Here is a 22,592-nt window from a genome sequence, read left to right on the forward strand (position 1 = left end):
AAACATACTTAAAAAATGGCTTTTAACTGCACGATACCCGTATGTATTGTTTTCGAGTTTTCACTTTTTCTGCCAAAATAACTTAGTGATACGTTTAAAATAGATGTTAGTTTTTGATTCCACAGTAAATTCCATGTATAGTTTCTTCCTGTTTGCAAACCTTCTAACATTTGGTATCCTACTGGTGAGTTTGCGTTACCGGTAAAGTCATTTAAAAACAGGGTAGCATCAGCAGTAAACTGATTCTTTTTTGAGCTCGTGAGAAAATACGAAAGCCCCAGTTTTTGCTGCTTCAGTTTTTCAAAGTCCATCATCTTGTTTTCTTTGTTTTTGTATTGGTAGTATAAAGAGAATCGATGGTCTTTATTGTATAAAAAGGTAACACTAGGTTTAATTTCCTTGGTAGAAATTTTATAATTCCTGTTAACTAAATTCTCTGTCTCTAGTGTATTCTCAGAAATAGCTCCTTTGCTTTTAAATAACCAAAATTTAGTTAATTTATGAATCAATTCTAGTTGGTGAATTCGTGAATTACTTTCTTGGTTTCCTATAGAGAACTGCTGCTTGTTTCTTGATTTTCCATAGGTATAAACCCAACTATACTTCTGAAGGTTTTTGTTAAAGTAAAAATTATTTCTAACGTTAAAACGCAGTTCTAGCAGCTCATCATCATCTATTTTTAACGGATTCCAATAAAATCCGCTTCCGTTTCGCAGGTGTTCATTGTTGATTGTTATATAGGTTTGGTTATAAAAATTAGACAGTGTTTTTTTAATCCCTTTTTGATCTTCCCATTGCAATGGGTTTAAGGTAATGGACTGTTCCCAACTCACCCGTTGTGTTGGCAAAAATCGTATGTTTGGTAACGCTACTCTTAAATAGGTTGCCTGGTCTTGAAACTGTGCTATTTCAAACTCATTAAACTGCTGTACGCCATCGTTGTTATAATCTATCCAAGTATAGTAACCTTGTCCGGGCTCTGTTTTTATATATACAAAATCTTGACGAGCTATATTTCCTGATGATGTCTCATAAGTGGTTCCGAAGGTTATAAGACTTTTAAAAAACCGCTGATGGTATCGTATTCTTGAATTTAGATTTGTTTCGTTCGAGGAAAATGTATTTTGAGTATATCTGTAATTAGCGTATGCCGACAAGTTTGTTCTTTTATTTTGAATCAGTTTACTGTCTACATACACCGTTTTTCTATTGTTTATTTGAGTAAATGAATTGTTTCTAATGCTGTCATTTGTTCTATAATTCACGCCCAATTTTGTATATACTTTTGCGGTATCACCGATGCCATAATATACTTCGTACTCTTTAAACTGATGACTCGTTTGATCAAAATTAGTTGTTAGTTTCTCTTTTTTTGCATTGGTTTCGAAGTTTATAAAACTTCCTATCCATGATTTTTTAAAACTATGTGCAATCTTAGATCTCCATCGTAAAAAATTATCTTTTCTGGTGTCCGTTGTGTTTTGTAACCAACTTCCATCTACCCATGCTTTGGTGTTTTTTCCTTGTATAATTGATTGTAGATGGTGTTTATTTCCTGAAAAATTCTCTGTAAATGACAGGTGCTGAAAACCATAAGAAATTCTTGTTTGTTTTTTATTCTTAAAAGTTAGTACTGTTCCTAACTCATGCTGATTTCCTATTGGGTTTTCTACATTCCAATTTCTATTAAATTCGACTGCTTGAAATCGTTGAACCGTTTGAAAGTTGTCTTGAATAAATTTATAATCTACTTCACTGGTGAGTTGCCATTCCTTATCAACTAATCGCTGTTGCCACCCTATTTTTGTTGCCATCTGTTTGTTCTTAGCATCATCAATAGCTGAAAATAAATTAGCATCGCTATCACTATAGGCTAATTCAAGGTTCATTTTTGTTTTTCCAGAAGGATTGTAATTCGCATTTACCACAGCTATCTGCAATTTTGTAGGCGCTATCAGCTGTACTACTGGGTTATGGGTTCCTAGGTTTTTTCCTGCATATGTATAAATAGTCCCAATTGCTATGGTGCTATCCACTACATAATCACCATTATTCTCTCCAACATTGGTGAAGGTTACTGAATACACTTCGTCGTTTTCATCAGTTGTATATTCAAAAATTACTTCTCCATTGAATAGTGTTTTTTTGTATTGAATTCTGTTGGTTGAAAATTCATCTGCAAATGCACTGGACGTTACCATTTTGCTAGGATCATTTCCTGCATTGGCTAAAACTTGTTTTTGATCGTCAGTTAAGCTTTGTTGAATAGGTTGGCTTTTCGCATCGTTTTCATTATAAAAATATCCAGCAACCGACCATTTATCACTCTTATAATGTGCTTTTTCATAGGTAATAAAACGCGCATAGTTTTTTTCTGAATACTGAAACTCTATACGAATACGCATATCATTTGTTATAGGGTATCTTGTATTGAACCTAATCTCAGCCAAATTGTAATCAATGATATAATCTTTATTGTTACCCCGTTGCAACGCTACCCCGTTTACAAATACGGTATCGCTTCCTTCTACAATTACAATGGCCGATTCATTATTGCTGCCAAATATTTTATACGGTCCTTGATTTCCTTCAACACCGACAAAATTAAAAGAGGAGAATTTTCCTCTTACCACAGCTCCGGAGGCTAGGGCAGAGGTTGTTTCACTTAATTCTGCCGCTACTTCAATCCCTGATACCTGTTTGTCAAAATTTAAAAAATAACTATCCTTGTTTTCTAGGTTCACATCACCTCCCTTAACTCGCCAATTCTTGCTGTATAATTCCACAAAAATCCGATCAAAATCTGTAATGTTTTGTGAGTATCCGTTTTGTTGCAGCGGGAAATTAGTGTCAAAAATATTTGCTCGCACCCCTACTTTATCGGATAATTTTCCAGAAATTGTTAGATCTAATGACGAATTGGTTACCGCGTTTTGATTGTTTCCTCCTGTAAGACCACGAGTGATGAATCCTTGCGTAGTTAATCCGTCAAAAAATTTGACTTCAGAGGCTTTTTTATTGGTAGTTTCACTATACAGTTTTTGCGTATTCTTAGTGTTTTCTACGATTAATCGTTTATCAAAAGGCGAATATATTTTTGTTATAAACTCAGGATAACGATAATATTCAACATTAATTTTTGGGTATTTTTTCTTATTGAGTATCAAACGAGATACTCCAAAATCAACCTTGTATTCTGATGGAGGCACTAACTGACCATTGGAAGAAAACACCTTAAAGTTTATGGGGTTTATGCTAACGCTGTCTATTTGAATAGTGTCTCTTTTTACGAGTATGCTTTTCAAACGAAATTCCTTTGGCTTTGTTTGTGCATTTGCAACAACGACCATCAGAAAACACCAAACACCAACTATTTTTTTGATCATACCTTAAAAACGTAGTACTAACAAAAATAGTTTAAAATTGTTTATGCTTCTTAGCACTACCAACCTAAGTTCAACGTAATTCCACTTTACGTCTTTTTGAAATTCAGTGAATCACTTCAAAAAACACAATGATACCGATTCTTAGGTAACGTTACAAACCATTTTCTTTTACAGTAAACTCAAACAACAACTGGTATTAGACTCGTTTTTAGTCAAATACAACCTACAAAAACGTATTACATAAAAAACCACGCCATAATTTATTATAACGTGGCTTCTTCTTTATTATTTTAAAATTTAATTTCTAGTTGCTTACTCTTATTCAACCACACGAAAGGATTCGTGCGGGAGCGAGGGTACGTGTTATACTAGAGTCATCTGGGTTTTTTACTTTTCTTACTCTTATTGCCGCTAGTATTTACTAGCGGTAGTCTAAATTAATTTTGGCTATCAACTAATTTAGACTGTTATCGGGTTTTTGGGTTTGTAGTGCTCTTTTAGAATTATTAGCTAGTAGAAAATTCTTATTATCAGTATAAGATTCTATAAGAGTATTTATTTTACTATCATTAAATTTAGCTAAGTAAAAAAACAGATAGGTTTTTGAGTAATCATTAGTTACTTCTAAAAAATTATCATAAGCAATATCTATCATTTTATCTTTATTGTAATTTAGGCTAAAAAGAGACCAAGCAATAATGATTTTGTCATATGGCTCGTTAGACTTATTTAATACGCTTTCTATAAGCTGTATCGCTTTTTCAGATTTAATATAAGCTAAAGTTTCTATTAATAACAAATCATTTCTAGATTTCAAATCTTCAATCAACAGATTTTCAATTAACAATTTTTCTTCTTCATCAAGAACATCTATTAAATCTTCATTATAGAAATCTCTTCTATGCTTGTAATCATCTGGTGGTATTATTTTATTATATACTTTCTTTATATCCATCTTATTCAATATAATGACACTTGATATTTACACCGTTTTTCAATAAAACACCTCTTTCAACTCCCATCCATGTAAAATTTAGAAGCAAGAGATTATCTATAACCAAACCAAATAGTTATGAACCCAAATTAATACTAAAAAACAAAATAATATGACTTTTTATTTCGTTTTTATATTGCTAAACAAAAATCAACAACCAACTTGCTTTCAATGAATTATTATTGAAGACAACATATTGTTTTAAATAGGTGTTTAGATTAAACACCTTTATTGCTGAACGTAAAATTCAATCTGTTTGACAACAAAAAAAAGCCGCAACATCAATGCTGTGGTTTGATCTCTACTTTTAAAATTTAATTTCTAGTTACTTACTCTTACTTAATCACACGAAAGGATTTGCCGTAAAACGGTACAGGATGTGCGGGAGGAGGGGAATCTGAATTCACTTTTCAGACTGTCAATTGGTATTTAAAATTTTATTTAAATTAATTTTAAAGAAAGATGACTCTTCTAAATTGGAAGTTCTTAAATTTAATTCATTCGTGTAAAAGAGAGAATTGTCAAAAAATATAAATGGGTCTCCTTTTTTTGCTTGTAGCTTCATTTTAATAGAGTCTCTAAAAACAAACCTATGAGTATAAACAAAAGAAAAAAAGTGAAATGGTTTTCGTTAAAAGTTGTATTTCTCAATAGAACTTGATTGCTATTAATCACTGTGTCATTTCTCCAAGTAATATTTGCTATATCCCGGTATTTCTCCCTCATCTCTTTTAGTAAATTCTTGAAACTATATCGTTCTCTAGGTAATATTTCAATATTTACGAAATTATCACGACCTTCAAAAAACATCTTTAGATATAGAAGTGATAGTCATCTGTTTTATATTTTTTTCAATGCACCATCGATTAATTAAGCCCGCTTACAACCCGATTCCGCGGGGCCGCATAGAGGTTTTTCTAAACATCGATCACTGAGTACTGAGTACTGATCACAAAAAACTGATAAAAGAAAGATTACTCCGTTATGTGTTCTCCTCGAAATGACGATTTTTAACTTGTTGTGATAATTAAAAAAACTACCCAAAAAATTAATGTAGCATAAACACCTATAACCGAACACCAAGAACTAAGAACCGATCACTGATTTAATCACAATTACAACTAGCATCGCAGCCCTTATCATTATTAGAAGTAAAAAATATTTTTTTAACCAAAAAAACAACGGCACCTAACACGGCTATATACGTAAACACTTCTTGCATTAGTTCAATATTTGATACGACATAAAAGCAGATAAGTATGCCAATGCCCCCATGCCTATAAGCTGTATCATTGGCCATTTCCAGCTTTTCGTTTCACGTTTCACAATAGCCAATGTTGCCATACATTGCATGGCAAACGCATAAAACAACAACAAGGAAATTCCGGTAGCAAAATTAAATCGTTTTCCTCCAGTTTGAACGTTGGTTTCTGCTGCCATTTTTTGTTTAATAGTGCTCATGTTTTCATCATTACTTTCAACGCTATAAATAGTGGCCAATGTACCAATAAAAACCTCACGAGCAGCAAAGGAAGCTATTAAGCCAATCCCTATTTTCCAGTCATACCCCAACGGTTTTACCACAGGTTCTATTGCTTTACCCATAATCCCAATATAGGAATTCTCTAACTTGGCTGAGGCCATTTTTTGTGCTAATTCGCCATCCGACATGTTTTTAGTTGTCTTATTTTCTGTAATATTATGGCTGCTATTGCCATAAGAAGAAGGTCCATGCGAAGCCAAAAACCAAAGTATAATTGAAATTGCCAAAATTATCTTTCCTGCACCGAAAACAAATGCTTTCGTTTTTTCAAGCACCTCTAATCCAATGTTTTTTAAGGACGGTATTTTATAATTTGGCATTTCAATAACAAAAAAAGAATGACTTTTTATGTTCAAGGTTTTATGCAATATAAAAGCGGCTATGATCGCTGCACCAAAACCCAAAACATACAAACCCAATAAGGTTAAGCCCTGTAAACTAAAAAACCCAAACAACTTTGTTTCAGGTATTATCAAAGCAATTAATATAGCGTATACTGGCAGCCTTGCCGAACAAGTTGTAAAAGGTGTTACTAAAATTGTAATTAGTCGTTCTTTCCAGCTAGATATAGTACGCGTAGCCATAATTGCAGGTATTGCACAGGCCGTTCCTGAAATTAAAGGAATGACACTCTTGCCGCTCATTCCAAAACGACGCATTATTTTATCCATCAAAAACACCACCCTGCTCATATAGCCCGTTTCTTCTAGAAGCGCTATAAACAAAAATAAAATCGCTATTTGTGGTATAAATATAACAACGCCTCCAATACCCGGGATAATTCCATCGGTAATTAGATCTGTGAACATCCCCTCAGGAAGAACTTCCTTTGTATAGTTAGAGAACTCTGCAAATAAACCATCAATAAAATCCATAGGTGCCGATGCCCAATCAAAAATTGATTGAAATATTAGCAACAGCAATCCAAAGAAAATAACATATCCAAATATTTTATGCGTGAAAACTCGATCTAGCTTCGCTCTTATATCCGTGGCTTTATTCGTGTCAACGGTATAGCATTTCTCAAGAATTCTATGTATTTTTTGATATCGATAAATCGTTTCTTTATGCTGATATTTTCGCTGTTTAGCTAACGCCTTCTTAAATGAACCTAACTGGTTTCTTTCCTCTTCATTCAAATGTACATCGTGATTTTTGGTTAGCATCAACCACAATTTATATACTGAAAAACGATTGCTTACTCCTTGTAATTTCTCAAAATAACTTGCCTCTATTTTTTGAGTAATTTCAGTGAACCCTGTGCTCACTACTAATTTGCCGTAATTTTTAATCTCTTCTTTTAAGTTAGTGATTCCTTTATTTGTTCTTGCAGAAATCAACACCACTTTTGTTTGTAATTCTTTTTGTAAAGTCTGAAGTTCTATGGCTATGCCTTTCTTTTCCATTTGATCAGCCATATTAACGGCCAATATCGTAGGTATGTTTAAATCTTGAACTTGAGAAAATAACAATAAATTTCGTTTTAGATTTTCTACATCGGCTACCACGACAATTACATCCGGAATATCCTTTTCATCTGAGCTTAATAATGTTTTAAGTACAACACTTTCGTCTAAAGATGTTGTATTCATACTATAAGTACCTGGTAAATCGGTAATAACAGCAGTTTTTCCATTAGGCAACTTACATGTTCCTTGTTTTTTATCCACCGTTACACCTGGGTAATTCCCTACTTTCTGATGCAACCCTGTTAACTGGTTAAACAAAGAAGTTTTCCCAGTATTAGGATTTCCAACTAACGCAACTTTAATTTTACTACCCATTATGCAATCTTTGTTAATACTATTTGGCTAGCCATGTCATTGCGTATAGCTAGATGACTTCCATTAACACAAATATATATAGGATCTTTTAGCGGAGCAATATGCAACACTTCTACCTCAGTTCCAGGCAAACATCCCATTTCTAATAATTTTAAAGGTATTCTATCTAAGTTTTCTTCTGATATGATTCCTTTCTCCCCAATTTGTAATGACGCAATGGTATTCAAAAAACAAGTGTATTTTAGCCTACAAATATACTAAAAACAGGAATGGTTGCTAACGATATACTCAGCACGATAAGTGCTATTCGTAAATTCCTATTGTTGGCTTTAGTTGAAATAGTATATTTGTACTATGACTTTCAAGGAAATTATTGGACAAGATCACATAAAAAATCATTTAAAAAAATCAGCTAACAACAAAAGAGTTCCTCATGCACAATTATTTGTTGGAAAAGAAGGCACTGGTGCACTGCCAATGGCAATAGCATATGCACAACATTTATTGTGTGCTTACTCGGAAAATCCCGAAGCCTGTGCCATAAAATGTGCTAAACTGCAACACCCTGATTTACATTTCGCCTTTCCTGTAGCCACTACTGACTCCGTTAAAAAACACCCTGTAAGCAACTTGTTTTTAGAAGAATGGCGCGCTTTTATAAAAAAGCAACCCTATGGAAATTTATTTAATTGGCTACAACATATTGGTGTTGAAAATAAACAAGGACAAATTGGCGTAGATGAAGCAGAAGATATTGTAAAGAAGCTACAGTTAAAATCATATGAAGGCGGTTTTAAAGTCATGATTATTTGGATGGCAGAAAAAATGAATATTGCCGCTTCCAATAAATTGTTAAAATTAATTGAAGAACCTCCCAATAAAACAGTTTTTTTGTTAGTTACCGAGGATGAAGGGCTACTGATAAACACCATAAAATCAAGATGCCAAACTTTGCTCTTTTCTGCATTAAGTGATTCTGATATTGTAAATACTTTAGTAGAAAAAGAAGGTATTGAAAAAGATGAAGCCTCAAAAATAGCACATCAATCAGAGGGGAACTATAATAAAGCAATTCATTTACTACATAATAATTCTAATGATACTATTTTTGAAGAATGGTTTATTACTTGGATTCGAAGTGCTTTTAAAGCTAAAGGGAATGCTGCTGTTATCCAAGACTTAATTACCTGGTCTGAAATTATTGCTAGTTCAGGGCGTGAAACTCAAAAACAATTTTTACAATATTGCCTACAGTTTTTCCGACAAGCTTTGCTCTTAAATTACGGAACTCCTGATTTAGTTTTTTTAACAACAACAACATCAAATTTCAATTTATCAAAATTTGCTCCTTTTGTTCATAGTGCAAACATAATAAGTATTGAAAAAGAAGTAAGTGACGCACAATACCATATTGAACGTAATGGAAATGCTAAAATAATTTTGTTAGATTTATCCATTAAACTAACACGTCTTTTACATGCTAAAGAAGAGGTGTTGAAAAAATAATGGCACGTTTGATGATGCGTTACCAATAAAACCTAAAAACAATAATAAAAAATTGATTACATCTGCAAATATATCACTACGAATAAGAATATTCTTGTCAATGATATTACTCATATTGTTGGCATCGATATTAATTGCTTTAGTTACGTATTATCAATATGGAAAGCAAACAGCCGATTACAATGTTCATCGTTTTGGAAGAAAAGAGGAAGCTACCAAACAGAATATCGAAATTGTTTTAGATAAAACAACATATGCGGTCACTACCAATAATATTCCGAAAATATTTCTAGATAGAATCTATCAAATAGCAACAATTCACAAGCTTACAATATCTATGTATGATATGAATGGAAAGTTGTTAAAATCATCTATTCCATATAATTTCGATAGAGCAAAAGACATTCCATTATCAAAAGAAACATTAAAAAAACTCGCTATAAACTCAAACCATAGAGTTATTGATAGTCGAAAAGAAAATGGCGTGACCTACCAATCTTCCTTTACCTATATTAACGACTCCAGGTTTAAAAGAATCGGTGTTCTAGAATTGCAAATTGCGCAAGATAACGAAGATCAAAAAAAGGTGTTACAAGAGTTTATGTCTCGTTTAATATTGGTGTATTTACTCATGTTTGTTTTAGCAATATTACTAGCCTATTTTCTATCTAGTTATATTACCAGATCTATTCAAACAATTTCAGAAAAAATAAAAGAAACGCGTTTAAACAAACGCAATGAAAAAATCATCTTAGAATCGGCGAGCTCGGAAATAAATTCTTTAGTTGAATCATACAATAATATGATAGATCAATTAGAAGAAAGTGCTGTAAAACTTGCAAAAAGTGAACGCGAGCAAGCATGGAGAGAAATGGCCAAACAGGTAGCCCATGAAATTAAAAACCCTCTAACACCCATGCGTTTATCTGTACAAAATTTCGAAAGAAAATTTAGCCCAGAAGATCCAAATATAAAAGAAAAGTTAGCAGAATATAGCCAAACCCTTATCCAACAAATAGATGTAATGAGCTCTATTGCTTCTGCCTTTTCTGATTTTGCAAAAATGCCCACCCAGCGCCGTGAAGAATTAGACGTTGTTGATGTTGTTAAACACGCATTAGATATTTTTTCAGAAGACTATATTTACTATTTACCTGAAAAAAATGAACTGCTAGCGTCTCTCGACAAAACACAACTCGTACGCATCGTTACTAATTTGGTTAAAAATGCGACCCAAGCAATGAGCAAAAACCAAAAACATCCTAAAATTGAAGTGAAAGTAACTTCAGTAGGTAATGATGTTTGCATCATTGTTTCTGATAATGGTAAAGGAATTATACAACAAAACAAAGACCTTATATTTGAGCCTAAATTTACCACTAAAACAAGTGGTATGGGCTTAGGGTTACCTATGGTTAAAAAAATTATAGAGACCTATAATGGCTCCATCAATTTTTCGTCAACAAAAGGTATCGGAACTGTTTTTACAGTAATCCTGCCCAAAGTATAAGTTAAGGAAGAGAAGAGATAGACCGAACTAAATAAAGCGTAAAAAATATTTAATTATATATCATATGAATTTTGAAAACATTTTAGTTGATAAAAACAACAGCTTAGCAACAATCACAATAAACCGTACTAAAAAATTAAATGCCTTAAACAAAGCAACCATTGAGGAGCTTCACAATGCCTTTAAAGCATTGGATGAAGATGCGTCTACCAAAGCAATTATATTAACAGGAAGTGGTGAAAAAGCCTTTGTTGCTGGAGCCGATATTTCTGAATTCGCACATTTTTCTTCAGAAGAGGGTAATCGATTAGCTAGAAAAGGGCAAGAAATTTTATTTGACTTTGTTGAAAATTTAACGACTCCTGTTATCGCAGCCGTCAATGGTTTTGCTTTAGGTGGAGGACTAGAATTAGCCATGGCTTGTCATTTTAGAATTGCCTCTGAGAATGCAAAAATGGGGCTACCTGAGGTTTCTTTAGGAGTTATCCCGGGTTATGGAGGTACCCAACGTTTATCGCAATTAATTGGTAAAGGAAAAGCAATGGAATTAATTATGACGGCCAATATGATAGATGCTAAGGAAGCTAAAGAGTTTAAATTGGTAAACCATGTTACTTCGTCAGAAGATTTAATGCCGCTTGCTGAAAAATTAGCGAGTAAAATTATGAAAAACTCTTCGGTTGCTATTGCCGCAGCTATCAAAGCTGTCAATGATAATTTTAAAGATGGGGTTAATGGTTATGAAACAGAAATTTATCAATTTGGAAATTGTTTCGCTACTGAAGATTTCAAGGAAGGAACCACCGCTTTCTTAGAGAAAAGAAAAGCTAATTTCCCTGGGGCATAAACAATGATAAAACTACGTATATTCTTATATTTTTTTTATTTCTTAAGTGTTCATAACACCTTTACCCAAGAAATTAAAGATAGTATTTACAGGGCGCAATCCCAAGAACTCTCTGATTCTATTAAGGAAGCTAAGGAAGCAAGACGGAAAATTTATTTTACAAAAAAACTACTTTCTCTGGCTGAAAAAAATAAGGATACCTTTAAAATAATTCAACTTTTACATTCTATTGGTAGAGGAAGTCAGTTTATAAGCGAAAACAATGCTTCAATAGAAGCTTTTAAAAAAGAGCTTGCGCTTTTAAACAACAATAACTTAAACATTAATGAAAAGGAGCTATTGAACCAAGCAAAAATAGCTCCTATTGAAGTTTTAGCACAGCTAGGAAACAGTTATGCGGCTATTGGCGATACTAACATTGCTTTGGAGTATTATTATAAAAGCGAAGCAATTGCTACCAAAGAAAATCTTGAATTCTATAAGGCCGTTATACCTGTTCTTATAGGAGGGGTTAAGTTTTCTACTGGAGCGTATAAAGAAGCGCTAAAAGAATATAAAAAAGGACTCTTTCTTCTGGAAAGCTCAAAAGATATAGATGAAGGAAACAAAAAATTCAACTCTTCTTTAACTAGCATCAGCATCAGTAAAACCTACCTAAAATTAAAACAAATAGATTCTGCTAAATGGATTATTAATGATGGAATTAAAAAAGGATTGGATTCAATTAATGATGTAACCCGTATAAATTTCCAGTCTCAAACAGGAAAAATTCTTTTAGCGGAAAAAAAATATAGTAAAGCACTAACACAGCTATTAAAATTAAAAAAACTTTCCGACAGTTACGATGCCCGCTCAGGCATAATTCATTATTATACTGATTTGGCTAATGCTTACACCAAAATGGCCTTATATGATTCTGCCATTACCGTTATGAAAAAAGGAATTGACGTTATGAAAATCAAAACCAAAGAATTTAAATTGGTTGACGATTATAAAACACTCGCCAAAATATATAAGCAAGCTGGGCAAACTGAAAAATCAAATGAGTATTATGAAAAGTATGTGCTAAATCAAAGTGTTTTAGATACTCAAAAAAGAGAAGTCTTAAATTCTTTTCACGATAAAGAAATTATCAAGCTTTCTTCTGAAAAAGAAAAACAACGAAAATTTACTTCTTATTTGCTATTCGGCGGAACCATTGTTATAATCTTATTACTGCTGTTTTTAGTTTACTTATCTAAAAAAAGGAAACAACAAGTTGCGTCATTTAATAACTTACTGGCAAAAGCACAATTGCTAGAAAAACAACCTACAATAACAAATGCCAATAATTTTTCTGTAGAAAAGAAAAACATTACAGACATTAGTTCTGAAACTTATGAAGAAATTTTATCAGGATTACAAAAACTGGAAGATCAATGTTATTTTCTAAAACATGATTGTAATTCGTATAACGTGGCTAAGAAAATTAAAACGAATACATCTTACTTGTCTAAGGTAATTAACGCTCATTATCAAAAAAACTTTAATACCTACATTAACGATTTGAGGATTAATTACGCCATTTTAAAACTAAAAGAAGATACACGTTTTAGATCGTATTCTATTCAATCTATATCAGAAGAGATTGGTTATAAAAGCCCAGATTCTTTCACTAAATACTTTAAAAAAAGAACAGGACTTCTTCCTTCTGTCTATGTTAAAAAATTAAATTCCCTTACTTAAACGAATAGCATCTATAGCTTTAAATTACCGCAATAAAATACTTCTTTTACCCTAAATTCACAAATTTAGGGTTTACTCTTCTGCCTCCTAAACCCCAAACGACACACATATCTAAACACCTATAAAACAACACTTAACACACGGTAATAAACACCCTAATTTCCTAAAAATGGGCTTGATTTACTTGCAATATCTATTTCTTAATCGAATCTTTGTTACAGAAATCAAACATAAATAACACCTTACAATTATGAATAGAAACAAAAAAAATATAACAGTAACAATAGTACTTTTAGCCTTGGCGGGGTTCATAGGTTATACCGTAAGTCTTACTCTTATATCCGAAGACCGGTCCACAGGTATATTAAATGCATTAAAACAAAATTGTAACTGTAAAGAAGTAAATCAAATTATCTATGCCAAAGGGATTCAGTTTGGTAAAAATGGAATGAGTACAGAAAAAGGGGAGTATGTATTAATTGACTGCGAGTTTACTTCCTTAAAACAAGAAGTTGAAAAAATACAGCAGGTTTTAAACAGTCAAATTAAAGGTTTTAATCAAATTGATTTATTAGAATTCGATTTTATAAATGGCGAAAAATCAGAATCTATTTTGATAAAAAACGGTGTTATTCAACCATAAAAACCAACGATAATGATAGTAATAATTACCAAAATAATTGTAGCATTAGTACATCTTGTGATTGTCGTTTTGTCTAAAATCTATTAATTAGGATAAAATTTGCTTGAATATTAGAATATTGTATCGCTACAAGCGCTCTACTACTTATAGATCAAGCATTTTTTGTTAAAAAGAACGTAGGTTTAGCATATAGACAGAGAAACGACAAATCTATTTACCACTTCTTCAAAATGGTTTTTAGTAAACCTAATTACCTTCTTGAAAAAACAACCCTAAACATGAAAAGCCTGATGATATACTATTTACAAGTATTCTAAAAAAGTAAAATAGCATCTAAAAAAATTAAATGCTATTTTCACTTCAAGGGGAACAAATTTTTGTTATAGGGAATAATATTCCAAACATAGTTCTTTTTTATTAAAAAATAAATTAATCCCGTGTTAATTTTTTAATTTCTCAAATAAAGTACCAAAATTAACAAAACTCCTTAAAAAACTGTTGCAAGAACACTTCCATAAATTTATGTCTTTCATTAGCCATCTCCTTACCGGTCTTCGTGTTCATTTTATCTTTTAACAACAATAATTTTTCATAAAAATGGTTAATTGTTGGTGCTGTCGACTTCTTATACTCCTCTTTTGTCATGGAAAGATTGGGTGGAATATTCGGATTGTAAATTTCTCTATTTTTAAAACCTCCATAATTAAAACAACGGGCTATGCCAATGGCTCCAATGGCATCTAACCGATCAGCATCTTGTATTACGTCTAATTCTAATGACCTAAATTGCTGCTTGAAATTACCTCCTTTAAAAGAAATATTAGTAATAATATTCTTCACATGATCAATGGTTTTTTCATCAACAAACTGACGTTCTAAAAAGTCACATGCTTTTTTCGGCCCGATTGTTTCATCTCCATTATAAAACTTACTATCTGCAATATCATGTAGTAATGCGCCTAAAGCCACAACAAACTCATCTACTTCTTCATTTTCAGCAATTAGCAATGCGTTTTTATAGACACGTTCAACATGAAAAAAATCATGCCCTCCCTCAGCTCCATTTAAGCTTTCTTTCACAAACGTTATGGTATTATTAATGATCTCTCTTTTATTCATAAATACAAAAATACAGCAAATAAAAAATCCTGAGTCATTAACTCAGGATTCTTCTTATCAGACAATCATTTTGCTCTTTTAAGCAAAAACAGTGTCTTTAATTAAGTCATTCGCTACTAAATATTCAGCGATTTGTATAGTGTTAGTTGCTGCACCTTTTCTTAAATTGTCTGCAACAATCCACATGTTTATGGTATTCTCTCTTGATAAATCTCTACGAATTCTTCCCACAAAAACCTCGTCTTTGCCTTCTGCAAAAAATGGCATTGGATATCGATTATTCTCTATATCGTCTTGCACTACTACCCCTTCTGTTTCGGTAAGAATCTTTCTCACCTCATCCAATTCATATTCGTTTTCAAATTCAATATTTACTGCTTCTGAATGCCCTCCAACAACAGGTATTCTTACCGCAGTGGCAGTTATACCAATACTAGGGTCATTTAAAATTTTATGTGTTTCTCTCACCAATTTTAATTCTTCTTTGGTATATCCCGCCTCTTCAAAAACATCACAATGAGGTAATGCATTCTTATGAATTTGATGTGGGTATGCCGTCTCCCCTTCAACACCATTCGACTCGTTCTCTAACTGACGAACAGCTTTCACCCCTGTTCCTGTAATCGACTGATAGGTAGAAACTACTACTCGTTTAATAACATATTTCCTGTGCAGTGGAGCCAAGGCTAATACCATCTGAATCGTAGAACAGTTTGGGTTCGCAATGATCTTATCGCTTTCCGTTAATTCAGAAGCGTTAATTTCAGGAACAATTAATTTTTTTGTTGGATCCATTCTCCAAGCCGAAGAATTGTCGATAACTGTTGTACCTACCGCTGCAAATTTCGGAGCCCATTCTAACGATGTCTCTCCCCCTGCAGAGAATAATGCGACATCTGGCTTCATAGACACTGCTGTTTCCAAACCTACTACTGAATAGTTAGTTCCTTTAAACTTAATTTGATTACCAACTGATCGCTCAGAAGCAACAGGAATTAACTCTGTTACTGGAAAATTTCGTTCAGCTAACACCTGTAACATTACATTACCTACCATACCGGTGGCTCCTACAATCGCTACTCTCATTATTTTTGTTTTTTAGAGAATGAAACTATTTATATAATTAACACAAAGGTTTAAAAAATTACAATTAGTTGTACCATAAATCTTTGTTTTTTTAAAAGCAAGTTTAATTCTTATCAATTTATGATAAAAAGTGTCATTTTAAACAGCAAACCACAAAAAACAATTACATTTGTAGCGATTTTTAGTGAAATCACAATATTTTTTGTTTAACTTAAAAGGTATAGCATGCAACTGTACAACAAGTTAAGCGCTGAAGAACGCGCTAAATTAATTGATGAAGCGGGAAAAGACCGCATTACCATTTCATTCTATCAATATCACAAGATAGGAAACCCAACCTTATTTAGAGATAAGTTATTCCTTGAATGGAATGAATTAGATGTATTAGGTAGAACCTATGTTTCCTATGAAGGCATCAATGCTCAAATTTCAGTTCCTGCTGATAATTTCTTAGTATTAAAAACCCAATTAGACAGTATCTCTTTTTTAAATGATATTCGTTTAAATGTTGCTATTGAACAAAACAATAAATCTTTTTTAAAATTAAAAGTAAAAGTTCGTGATAAGATCGTAGCCGACGGACTAAACGACGATACTTTTGACGTGACAAATAAAGGTGTTCATCTTTCTGCAAAAGAATTTAATAGCATGTTGGAAGATTCTAATACCATTTGCGTGGACATGCGTAATCATTACGAAAGTGAAATAGGGCACTTCAAAGGCGCTGTTACTCCTGATGTCGATACCTTTAGAGATTCATTAGATATTATTGAAGAAGATTTAAAAGATCATAAAGAAGATAAAAATTTGTTGATGTATTGTACGGGTGGAATTCGTTGTGAAAAAGCATCGGCATATTACAAACACAAAGGTTTTAAAAACGTTTTTCAACTAGAAGGAGGTATTATTGAATATACCAGACAGGTAAAAACAGAAGGGTTAGAAAATAAATTTTTAGGTAAAAATTTTGTTTTTGATCACAGACGGTCTGAAAAAATCTCAGACGATGTGATATCAAATTGTCATCAATGTGGAAAACCTTGTGATACGCATACAAATTGTGCTAATGAAGGATGCCACTTATTGTTTATTCAATGTGATGAGTGTGCAGAACAAATGGACAACACTTGTTCTGATAAGTGCTTAGAAATAATTCATTTACCCTATGAAGAACAAAAACAACTAAGAAAAGGTAAACACGCAAGCAATAAAATTTTCAAAAAGGGGCGCTCAGAAAATTTGAAATATAAAAAGTAAAATAGGTGTGATTTGTATCTGTGAACACCTTATATAATGTATGTTTTATGGTTTTAATACCATTTACCATTTGAATTTACCTTAATTAAGACTCAAAAAGCCACTTTACTAAAAACACAAACGTGTAGCACACATAAAAATCGTCTACTTAATTTTAGACGATTTTGTTCTTAATTAGAATGTGTATAAATACTTTTTATTCGTGTTTTACGTACCTTTGTACAAATTTATTTCGATGAAAAAAAATTTCCCTCTCATTGTAAAAATCTCATTAATTTCTGTTTATTTAATTTTTTTAGCTGGCTCTGTCGTTCGTATGACTGGATCTGGAATGGGGTGTCCGGATTGGCCAAAATGTTTCGGATATTATATTCCTCCAACATCAGAAGAACAAATAACCTGGCAGCCACATACCAGTTATAAAAAGGGAATGATTATCGTGAAAGATGAAGCTTTGTTTGTTGCTGAAAACGACATAACAACTACCTTTGACTTTAACGTAAATAATTGGGAGAAATACACAAAACACAACTATGCCAAATTTAATAAATACCACACTTGGACAGAGTATATTAATCGATTAGCATCTGTTTTATCAGGGTTTGTTTTTATTTTTTTAGTTATCGCAGCCTCTATGTTCTGGAGAGAACAAAAAACTATTTCGTTGTTAGCATATAGTACTTTCTTTTTAATGCTTTTTGAAGCTTGGTTGGGAAAAACAGTGGTGGACACCAATTTAAAACCAACCATCATTACCATTCATATGGTTGTCGGTTTAGTTATTATTGCTCTACTACTTTGGTTGTTATTTATGGTTTCTCCGCCTAAAGCATCTAATTACAAGTATCATGCTTTATTTAATAAATTACTTATAGTCTCTGTAGTATTCTCATTAATTCAAATTGCTATGGGCACCCAGGTTCGGCAATTTATTGACGAACAAATAAAATTATATGGCTTTGGCAACAAAGAATATAGTTTAATGAACCCTAGTTTTAAGTTCTACTTTCACCGATCTTTTACCATTGCAATTGTATTAGTAAACATGGGAATGTTTTACTTAAATCAAATTAAAAACTTAGGTTATAAATTAGTAAATTGGATTCTCTTTTTAATCTTTTTAGAAACCATCACAGGAATTTTAATGTATTATGCGGAATTTCCTCTCGGCACGCAAGCAACCCACTTACTAGCAGGAGCTGTTTTATTTGGGTTACAGTTTTATTTATGGTTACAAAGTAGACGCGTTTCTTTATTACATTAATATCAGAATAAGGAATCCCATAAACTAATCATGTTTACCCTCTAAAAAACTTTGCCCTTTTTAAAGGATAAGAATATGTTAACAGTATTATCCCTCATTCCACTGTAAGGTCTCCATCATCTGTATCATATCTTTTTTAATATATTCTACCGCTGGATAAATAGAATCGTAGTTTGGTTTGGCGTAAAAGAATAAAGATCCTTTAACAAAATGCTTGGTGCTATCAGTGACATGAAATTGTATTTGTGAAGCGGCATTCCCAGCGATCTCACACATTTTACCATATACCTTATTTTGTTCGTCAGAAAAATCTCTCCAAGAAATATGATCGGCTTTTACAGTGTGTTCCAATACTAATTTTTCTGCTTCAACTAACAATTCTCTCAAATTATTATGAACGGGTCTATAGGTAATATCAACAGATGCCTTAAGTTTAGGATATTGAATCTTTAACCAATTTTTCGGCAGTTCTTTAACTATTATATTTTTAGCTACATAAAAAGTATATGGTCTTTTAACCCCGAGAATATTATATTCTTTATTTGGGTATTCTAAACTTAAATAAGCTTTAGGTTTTGGTATTGGTTCTTCGCTACAACCAATCATTATCATTGCTATTAACAGCAATACTACTTTACGCATTTCGGGTAACTTTTACTTGTTTGATACGTTTTTTATCTAGGGCTTCTATAGTAAACGTATACGTACTAAAATTTATTTTCTCTCCTACCTTAGGGAACTTTCCAGAAACCTCCAAAATAAATCCTGCTAAGGTTTCACTTTCTCCTTTCTCTTCTTCAAACTTCTCTTCATCTTCATCTTCTAGTACCCTGCAAAAATCTCTTATACTTACTTTTCCATCGAAAATATAATTGTTCTCATCAAGTTTAGAATACGATAAATCTTCATCGTCAAACTCATCATTTATATCACCTACAATTTCTTCAATTACATCTTCTAAAGTAACAATACCACTAGTTCCTCCGTACTCATCAACTACAATTGCTAAATGATTCTTCTTTTCTTGAAACTCATTAAGCAAGTCGTCTAATTTTTTATTTTCAGGTACAAAAAATGGCTCGCGGAGTAATGATTGCCAATTAAACGATGTCTTATTTAAATGTTGTAGTAAGTCTTTAGCATACAAAATTCCAACGATGTTATCAATGTTTTCTTGATACACAGGGTTACGAGAATAGCCATTTTTCAAAATAATTTTAAGAACCTCTTCATAACTTGTATCATCAGCAATAGCACAAACATCTGTTCGAGGCTTCATTATTTGAACTGTTTCTGTATTTCCAAAAGTTACGATCCCTTCCAATATTTTCTGTTCTTCTTTGGTGGTTTCATTATCAGACGTTAACTCCAAGGCTTGAGAAAGTCTCTCTACCGATAAATTGTTATTCTTATTTCCTAGTTTATTTTCAACAACACTTGTTAATCGTATAAGTGGCAAACTTAGTGGCGTTAATGCTGTATTTAAAAACTGTATTGGTTTCGCCATAAAGTTAGCAAACTGCAATGATTTTCTAGTTGCATATACTTTAGGTAACACCTCTCCAAAAAGAAGTATTAAAAAAGTTACTAAAATGACTTCAACTGAAAACTTAACTGCTCCCGAAAGACCGCTAAAAAGCACTTCTCCTAATGCAGCAAATATCAGTACCACTAAAATATTGATAAAGTTATTCGTTATCAATATTGTTCCTAAAAGTTTTTTGGGGTTTTCAAGCAATTTTACTACGATACTCTTTCCTTTGGTCTTTCCTGAAAGATCATCTAGTTCTGTTTGTGAAATTGAAAAAAAAGCAACCTCTGTTCCGGAAATTAATGCTGAACAAACTAACAAGGCAAACAACGCAAAAAAGTTCAACGTCATAAGCCAATTACTATTTAATAATATGTCTAATAAAGGTTCGGGTTCTGGATCCAAAATTTAAAAATTAGTTAAACTAAAATGGCAAATCATCATCTTCACTCTTCGATATGGTGTTTACATTCTGGTCACTACTGCCGGTATGTGATTGGTTTACTTGTGGCGGCGAGACGTTATTAGGGTCTTTTTTTGTTGATAAGAACGTCATATCTTGTACTTGTATCTCAGTAGTATATCTCTTTTGACCTTCAACTTCGTATTGGCGGTTTTTTATACGTCCTTCTATATAAACCTTATCTCCTTTAGTTAAGTATTTCTCACAAATTTCAGCTAATTTATTACGAACTACAATATTGTGCCATTCTGTATTTGTAATCCTTTCTCCTGTTTGACGATTCGTATACGTCTCGTTAGTTGCTATTGGAAAACGACCTACTGAATTACCTCCTTCAAAGTAATGCATTTTTACCTCATCTCCCAAATGCCCAATTAAAATAACTTTATTTACAGTCCCTGCCATAGCCCTATATTTTGTCTAATATCAAATATACAAAATTTACTTTTGCTCTTTTAAATATTCATCTAAAAACTTATCAATCAAAACAGGCACAGGCTTCTTTTTAATTTCTTCCCATACAATGTTTGCTTCTTTTAATTTCGGCGTTTTCACAATCCAGTATTGTGTGAACAAATGCTGATGTGAAAGCTTGTGGATGATTTCTTTTTTATTAAACAGTTGAATAGTAAATCCCTCAGAAAAAAGCTTTTTAAATGTTTCAGACTCTAAAAGTTCTTCCTGATTAATGTATTTCGTGGCTTCAATTAAAGGAAACTGGTACAAGCCCTGCCAAATACCTCGTCCTTTTCTTTCCTCCAGAATTGTTTCATTAGCATCTGTAACAGCAACTAAATAATTGAAAAACCTCTTTTTTATTTTCAGTTTTTTCTCCTTTACGGGTAATTCCTTTATAATGCTAGTGTTAAAACCTATACAACTTTCAGAGAACGTGCAAGTGTCACATAATGGATTTTGTGGCTTGCAATGTAATGCGCCAAAATCCATTATCGCTTGATTATAATTACCTGGATTGTCTTGATCAATCAAGGTCTGTGCAAGTTCTTTAAACTCCTTAATCCCTTTCGTGCTATTTATAGGGGTCTTTATTCCAAAATACCTTGATAAAACTCTGTATACATTTCCATCAACAACGGCTACAGGTTCATTAAAGCAAATAGATGCGATCGCTGAAGCCGTATAATCGCCCACGCCTTTTAGTTTTAACAGCCCTTTATAGTTATATGGAAATTCTCCATTCAATTCCGAAGCAATATATTTTGCGGTATAATGTAAATTTCTTGCTCTTGAATAATAACCCAGCCCTTGCCATAATTTTAAAACCTTCGTTTCATCAGCCTTAGCTAAATCAAAAACAGTAGGGAAAGTCTCTGTAAATTTCAAAAAATACGGCAACCCTTGCGAAACCCTTGTCTGCTGTAACATAATCTCACTTAACCAGATAATATATGGAGCCTTGGTCTTTCTCCATGGTAAAGACCTTTGGTTTTGTACATACCAATATGTTAGTTTTTCACAAAAATTCATTTCTTTCTTTACTGCTACGAAAATAATATTCTCCTTCTAAAACCACTATAAAACTAATACTTGATCGTTTATCTAGGATCAGTTGTCGGTGATCGTTTGATAGTTAACTCGCAAATTTAATGATAAGGTTTACGGCTAGCAACTCCTTAATTTTATTTTTAATTGTACTGACACCTAGTACAAATAATTCTAATTACTCATTATAGTTTTATTATATAAGTATTTGAAATCACAAATGGTATTACGGAGCGAGCAAGCACTATTTCATATACGTAGGAAATAGTGACAATCATTTTTTGATAATTAACTTGATATTAATAGAAATCATTAAAAACAACTACCACGTTTATGCAAGTATCCAAGTAACTTATTTGATTTATATCTTTATAGACAACATCTCATGTAAAATTCAATTTTTACAACAATTTAGCCCTAAATGTGATATT

At 32.4% G+C, this 22,592-nt stretch carries 17 protein-coding genes; 7 read left to right on the forward strand and 10 right to left on the reverse strand.

Going from position 1 to position 22,592, the window contains the following annotated elements:
* Positions 1–8 precede the first annotated feature (8 nt).
* The 4 genes from AC2TDS_RS10965 to AC2TDS_RS10980 all read right to left on the reverse strand — a co-directional run bounded on the left by AC2TDS_RS10965 (position 9) and on the right by AC2TDS_RS10980 (position 7,934).
* Entirely contained in the window at positions 9–3,386 is a 3,378-nt protein-coding gene (locus tag AC2TDS_RS10965; RefSeq protein WP_484735631.1) for a DUF8818 domain-containing protein, read from the reverse strand.
* A gap of 454 nt (positions 3,387–3,840) precedes the next feature.
* Positions 3,841–4,341: a hypothetical protein gene (locus AC2TDS_RS10970; RefSeq protein ID WP_484735632.1), complete on the reverse strand. Its 501-nt coding sequence runs from the start codon at positions 4,339–4,341 to the stop codon at positions 3,841–3,843.
* A 1,260-nt stretch (positions 4,342–5,601) separates the two neighbouring features.
* Positions 5,602–7,707 (reverse strand): ferrous iron transport protein B, encoded by a 2,106-nt coding sequence (gene feoB, locus AC2TDS_RS10975; protein ID WP_484735633.1) that lies wholly within the window; start codon positions 7,705–7,707, stop codon positions 5,602–5,604.
* Positions 7,707–7,934, reverse strand: a complete 228-nt coding sequence (locus AC2TDS_RS10980) for a FeoA family protein (RefSeq protein ID WP_484735634.1) — start codon at positions 7,932–7,934, stop codon at positions 7,707–7,709. The genes feoB and AC2TDS_RS10980 overlap by 1 nt, the downstream gene beginning before the upstream one ends.
* 127 nt (positions 7,935–8,061) lie before the next feature.
* Between AC2TDS_RS10980 and AC2TDS_RS10985 the strand changes: the two genes are divergently transcribed.
* From AC2TDS_RS10985 to AC2TDS_RS11005, 5 genes are all read left to right on the forward strand, one after another.
* A complete protein-coding gene (locus AC2TDS_RS10985; protein ID WP_484735635.1) occupies positions 8,062–9,213 on the forward strand; it encodes a DNA polymerase III subunit in 1,152 nt (383 codons plus the stop codon).
* A 100-nt stretch (positions 9,214–9,313) separates the two neighbouring features.
* Positions 9,314–10,723 (forward strand): sensor histidine kinase, encoded by a 1,410-nt coding sequence (locus tag AC2TDS_RS10990; RefSeq protein ID WP_484735636.1) that lies wholly within the window; start codon positions 9,314–9,316, stop codon positions 10,721–10,723.
* A 64-nt stretch (positions 10,724–10,787) separates the two neighbouring features.
* Positions 10,788–11,570: an enoyl-CoA hydratase/isomerase family protein gene (locus tag AC2TDS_RS10995; protein ID WP_484735637.1), complete on the forward strand. Its 783-nt coding sequence runs from the start codon at positions 10,788–10,790 to the stop codon at positions 11,568–11,570.
* A 3-nt stretch (positions 11,571–11,573) separates the two neighbouring features.
* Positions 11,574–13,295, forward strand: coding sequence for a helix-turn-helix domain-containing protein (locus AC2TDS_RS11000; RefSeq protein WP_484735638.1), 1,722 nt, complete (start codon positions 11,574–11,576; stop codon positions 13,293–13,295).
* A gap of 250 nt (positions 13,296–13,545) precedes the next feature.
* Positions 13,546–13,938, forward strand: a complete 393-nt coding sequence (locus AC2TDS_RS11005) for a hypothetical protein (RefSeq protein ID WP_484735639.1) — start codon at positions 13,546–13,548, stop codon at positions 13,936–13,938.
* Positions 13,939–14,412: 474 nt separating this feature from the next.
* Here the strand turns inward: AC2TDS_RS11005 and AC2TDS_RS11010 are convergent, their stop codons facing one another.
* Both AC2TDS_RS11010 and AC2TDS_RS11015 read right to left on the reverse strand, forming a co-directional pair.
* Positions 14,413–15,057, reverse strand: a complete 645-nt coding sequence (locus AC2TDS_RS11010) for an HD domain-containing protein (protein WP_484735640.1) — start codon at positions 15,055–15,057, stop codon at positions 14,413–14,415.
* Positions 15,058–15,135: 78 nt separating this feature from the next.
* Complete coding sequence (locus AC2TDS_RS11015) at positions 15,136–16,143, reverse strand: aspartate-semialdehyde dehydrogenase (RefSeq protein WP_484735641.1); 1,008 nt, start codon at positions 16,141–16,143, stop codon at positions 15,136–15,138.
* Between the two features lie 225 nt (positions 16,144–16,368).
* Between AC2TDS_RS11015 and trhO the strand changes: the two genes are divergently transcribed.
* A complete protein-coding gene (trhO, locus tag AC2TDS_RS11020) occupies positions 16,369–17,400 on the forward strand; it encodes an oxygen-dependent tRNA uridine(34) hydroxylase TrhO (RefSeq protein ID WP_484735642.1) in 1,032 nt (343 codons plus the stop codon).
* A gap of 235 nt (positions 17,401–17,635) precedes the next feature.
* On the forward strand, positions 17,636–18,664 hold the full coding sequence (locus AC2TDS_RS11025; protein ID WP_484735643.1) for a COX15/CtaA family protein: 1,029 nt from the start codon (positions 17,636–17,638) through the stop codon (positions 18,662–18,664).
* 87 nt (positions 18,665–18,751) lie between these two features.
* Here AC2TDS_RS11025 and gldD read toward each other — a convergent pair whose 3' ends face one another.
* From gldD to mutY, 4 genes are read right to left on the reverse strand one after another with little or no spacing between them, the layout of a single operon-like run.
* Complete coding sequence (gene gldD / locus AC2TDS_RS11030) at positions 18,752–19,306, reverse strand: gliding motility lipoprotein GldD (protein WP_484735644.1); 555 nt, start codon at positions 19,304–19,306, stop codon at positions 18,752–18,754.
* Positions 19,299–20,600, reverse strand: coding sequence for a gliding motility-associated protein GldE (gene gldE, locus AC2TDS_RS11035; RefSeq protein WP_484735645.1), 1,302 nt, complete (start codon positions 20,598–20,600; stop codon positions 19,299–19,301). Before gldE ends, gldD begins: the two co-directional genes overlap by 8 nt.
* Before the next feature lie 19 nt (positions 20,601–20,619).
* On the reverse strand, positions 20,620–21,063 hold the full coding sequence (locus AC2TDS_RS11040) for a single-stranded DNA-binding protein (protein ID WP_484735646.1): 444 nt from the start codon (positions 21,061–21,063) through the stop codon (positions 20,620–20,622).
* A gap of 36 nt (positions 21,064–21,099) precedes the next feature.
* Entirely contained in the window at positions 21,100–22,146 is a 1,047-nt protein-coding gene (gene mutY, locus AC2TDS_RS11045) for an A/G-specific adenine glycosylase (RefSeq protein ID WP_484735647.1), read from the reverse strand.
* Positions 22,147–22,592 lie beyond the last annotated feature (446 nt).

It is taken from the genome of Tenacibaculum profundicola (assembly GCF_057220795.1).

What these genes read in the sequence shown, in the direction of transcription:
- AC2TDS_RS11005 (WP_484735639.1), top strand. Translation starts at nt 13,546, where the DNA reads ATGAATAGAAACAAAAAAAATATAACAGTAACAATAGTACTTTTAGCC.
- AC2TDS_RS11015 (WP_484735641.1), bottom strand. Translation starts at nt 16,143, where the DNA reads ATGAGAGTAGCGATTGTAGGAGCCACCGGTATGGTAGGTAATGTAATG.
- AC2TDS_RS10970 (WP_484735632.1), bottom strand. Translation starts at nt 4,341, where the DNA reads ATGGATATAAAGAAAGTATATAATAAAATAATACCACCAGATGATTAC.
- AC2TDS_RS10990 (WP_484735636.1), top strand. Translation starts at nt 9,314, where the DNA reads ATGATATTACTCATATTGTTGGCATCGATATTAATTGCTTTAGTTACG.
- AC2TDS_RS10965 (WP_484735631.1), bottom strand. Translation starts at nt 3,386, where the DNA reads ATGATCAAAAAAATAGTTGGTGTTTGGTGTTTTCTGATGGTCGTTGTT.
- feoB (WP_484735633.1), bottom strand. Translation starts at nt 7,707, where the DNA reads ATGGGTAGTAAAATTAAAGTTGCGTTAGTTGGAAATCCTAATACTGGG.
- AC2TDS_RS11040 (WP_484735646.1), bottom strand. Translation starts at nt 21,063, where the DNA reads ATGGCAGGGACTGTAAATAAAGTTATTTTAATTGGGCATTTGGGAGAT.
- mutY (WP_484735647.1), bottom strand. Translation starts at nt 22,146, where the DNA reads ATGAATTTTTGTGAAAAACTAACATATTGGTATGTACAAAACCAAAGG.
- trhO (WP_484735642.1), top strand. Translation starts at nt 16,369, where the DNA reads ATGCAACTGTACAACAAGTTAAGCGCTGAAGAACGCGCTAAATTAATT.
- gldD (WP_484735644.1), bottom strand. Translation starts at nt 19,306, where the DNA reads ATGCGTAAAGTAGTATTGCTGTTAATAGCAATGATAATGATTGGTTGT.
- AC2TDS_RS10995 (WP_484735637.1), top strand. Translation starts at nt 10,788, where the DNA reads ATGAATTTTGAAAACATTTTAGTTGATAAAAACAACAGCTTAGCAACA.
- AC2TDS_RS11025 (WP_484735643.1), top strand. Translation starts at nt 17,636, where the DNA reads ATGAAAAAAAATTTCCCTCTCATTGTAAAAATCTCATTAATTTCTGTT.
- AC2TDS_RS11010 (WP_484735640.1), bottom strand. Translation starts at nt 15,057, where the DNA reads ATGAATAAAAGAGAGATCATTAATAATACCATAACGTTTGTGAAAGAA.
- AC2TDS_RS11000 (WP_484735638.1), top strand. Translation starts at nt 11,574, where the DNA reads ATGATAAAACTACGTATATTCTTATATTTTTTTTATTTCTTAAGTGTT.
- AC2TDS_RS10985 (WP_484735635.1), top strand. Translation starts at nt 8,062, where the DNA reads ATGACTTTCAAGGAAATTATTGGACAAGATCACATAAAAAATCATTTA.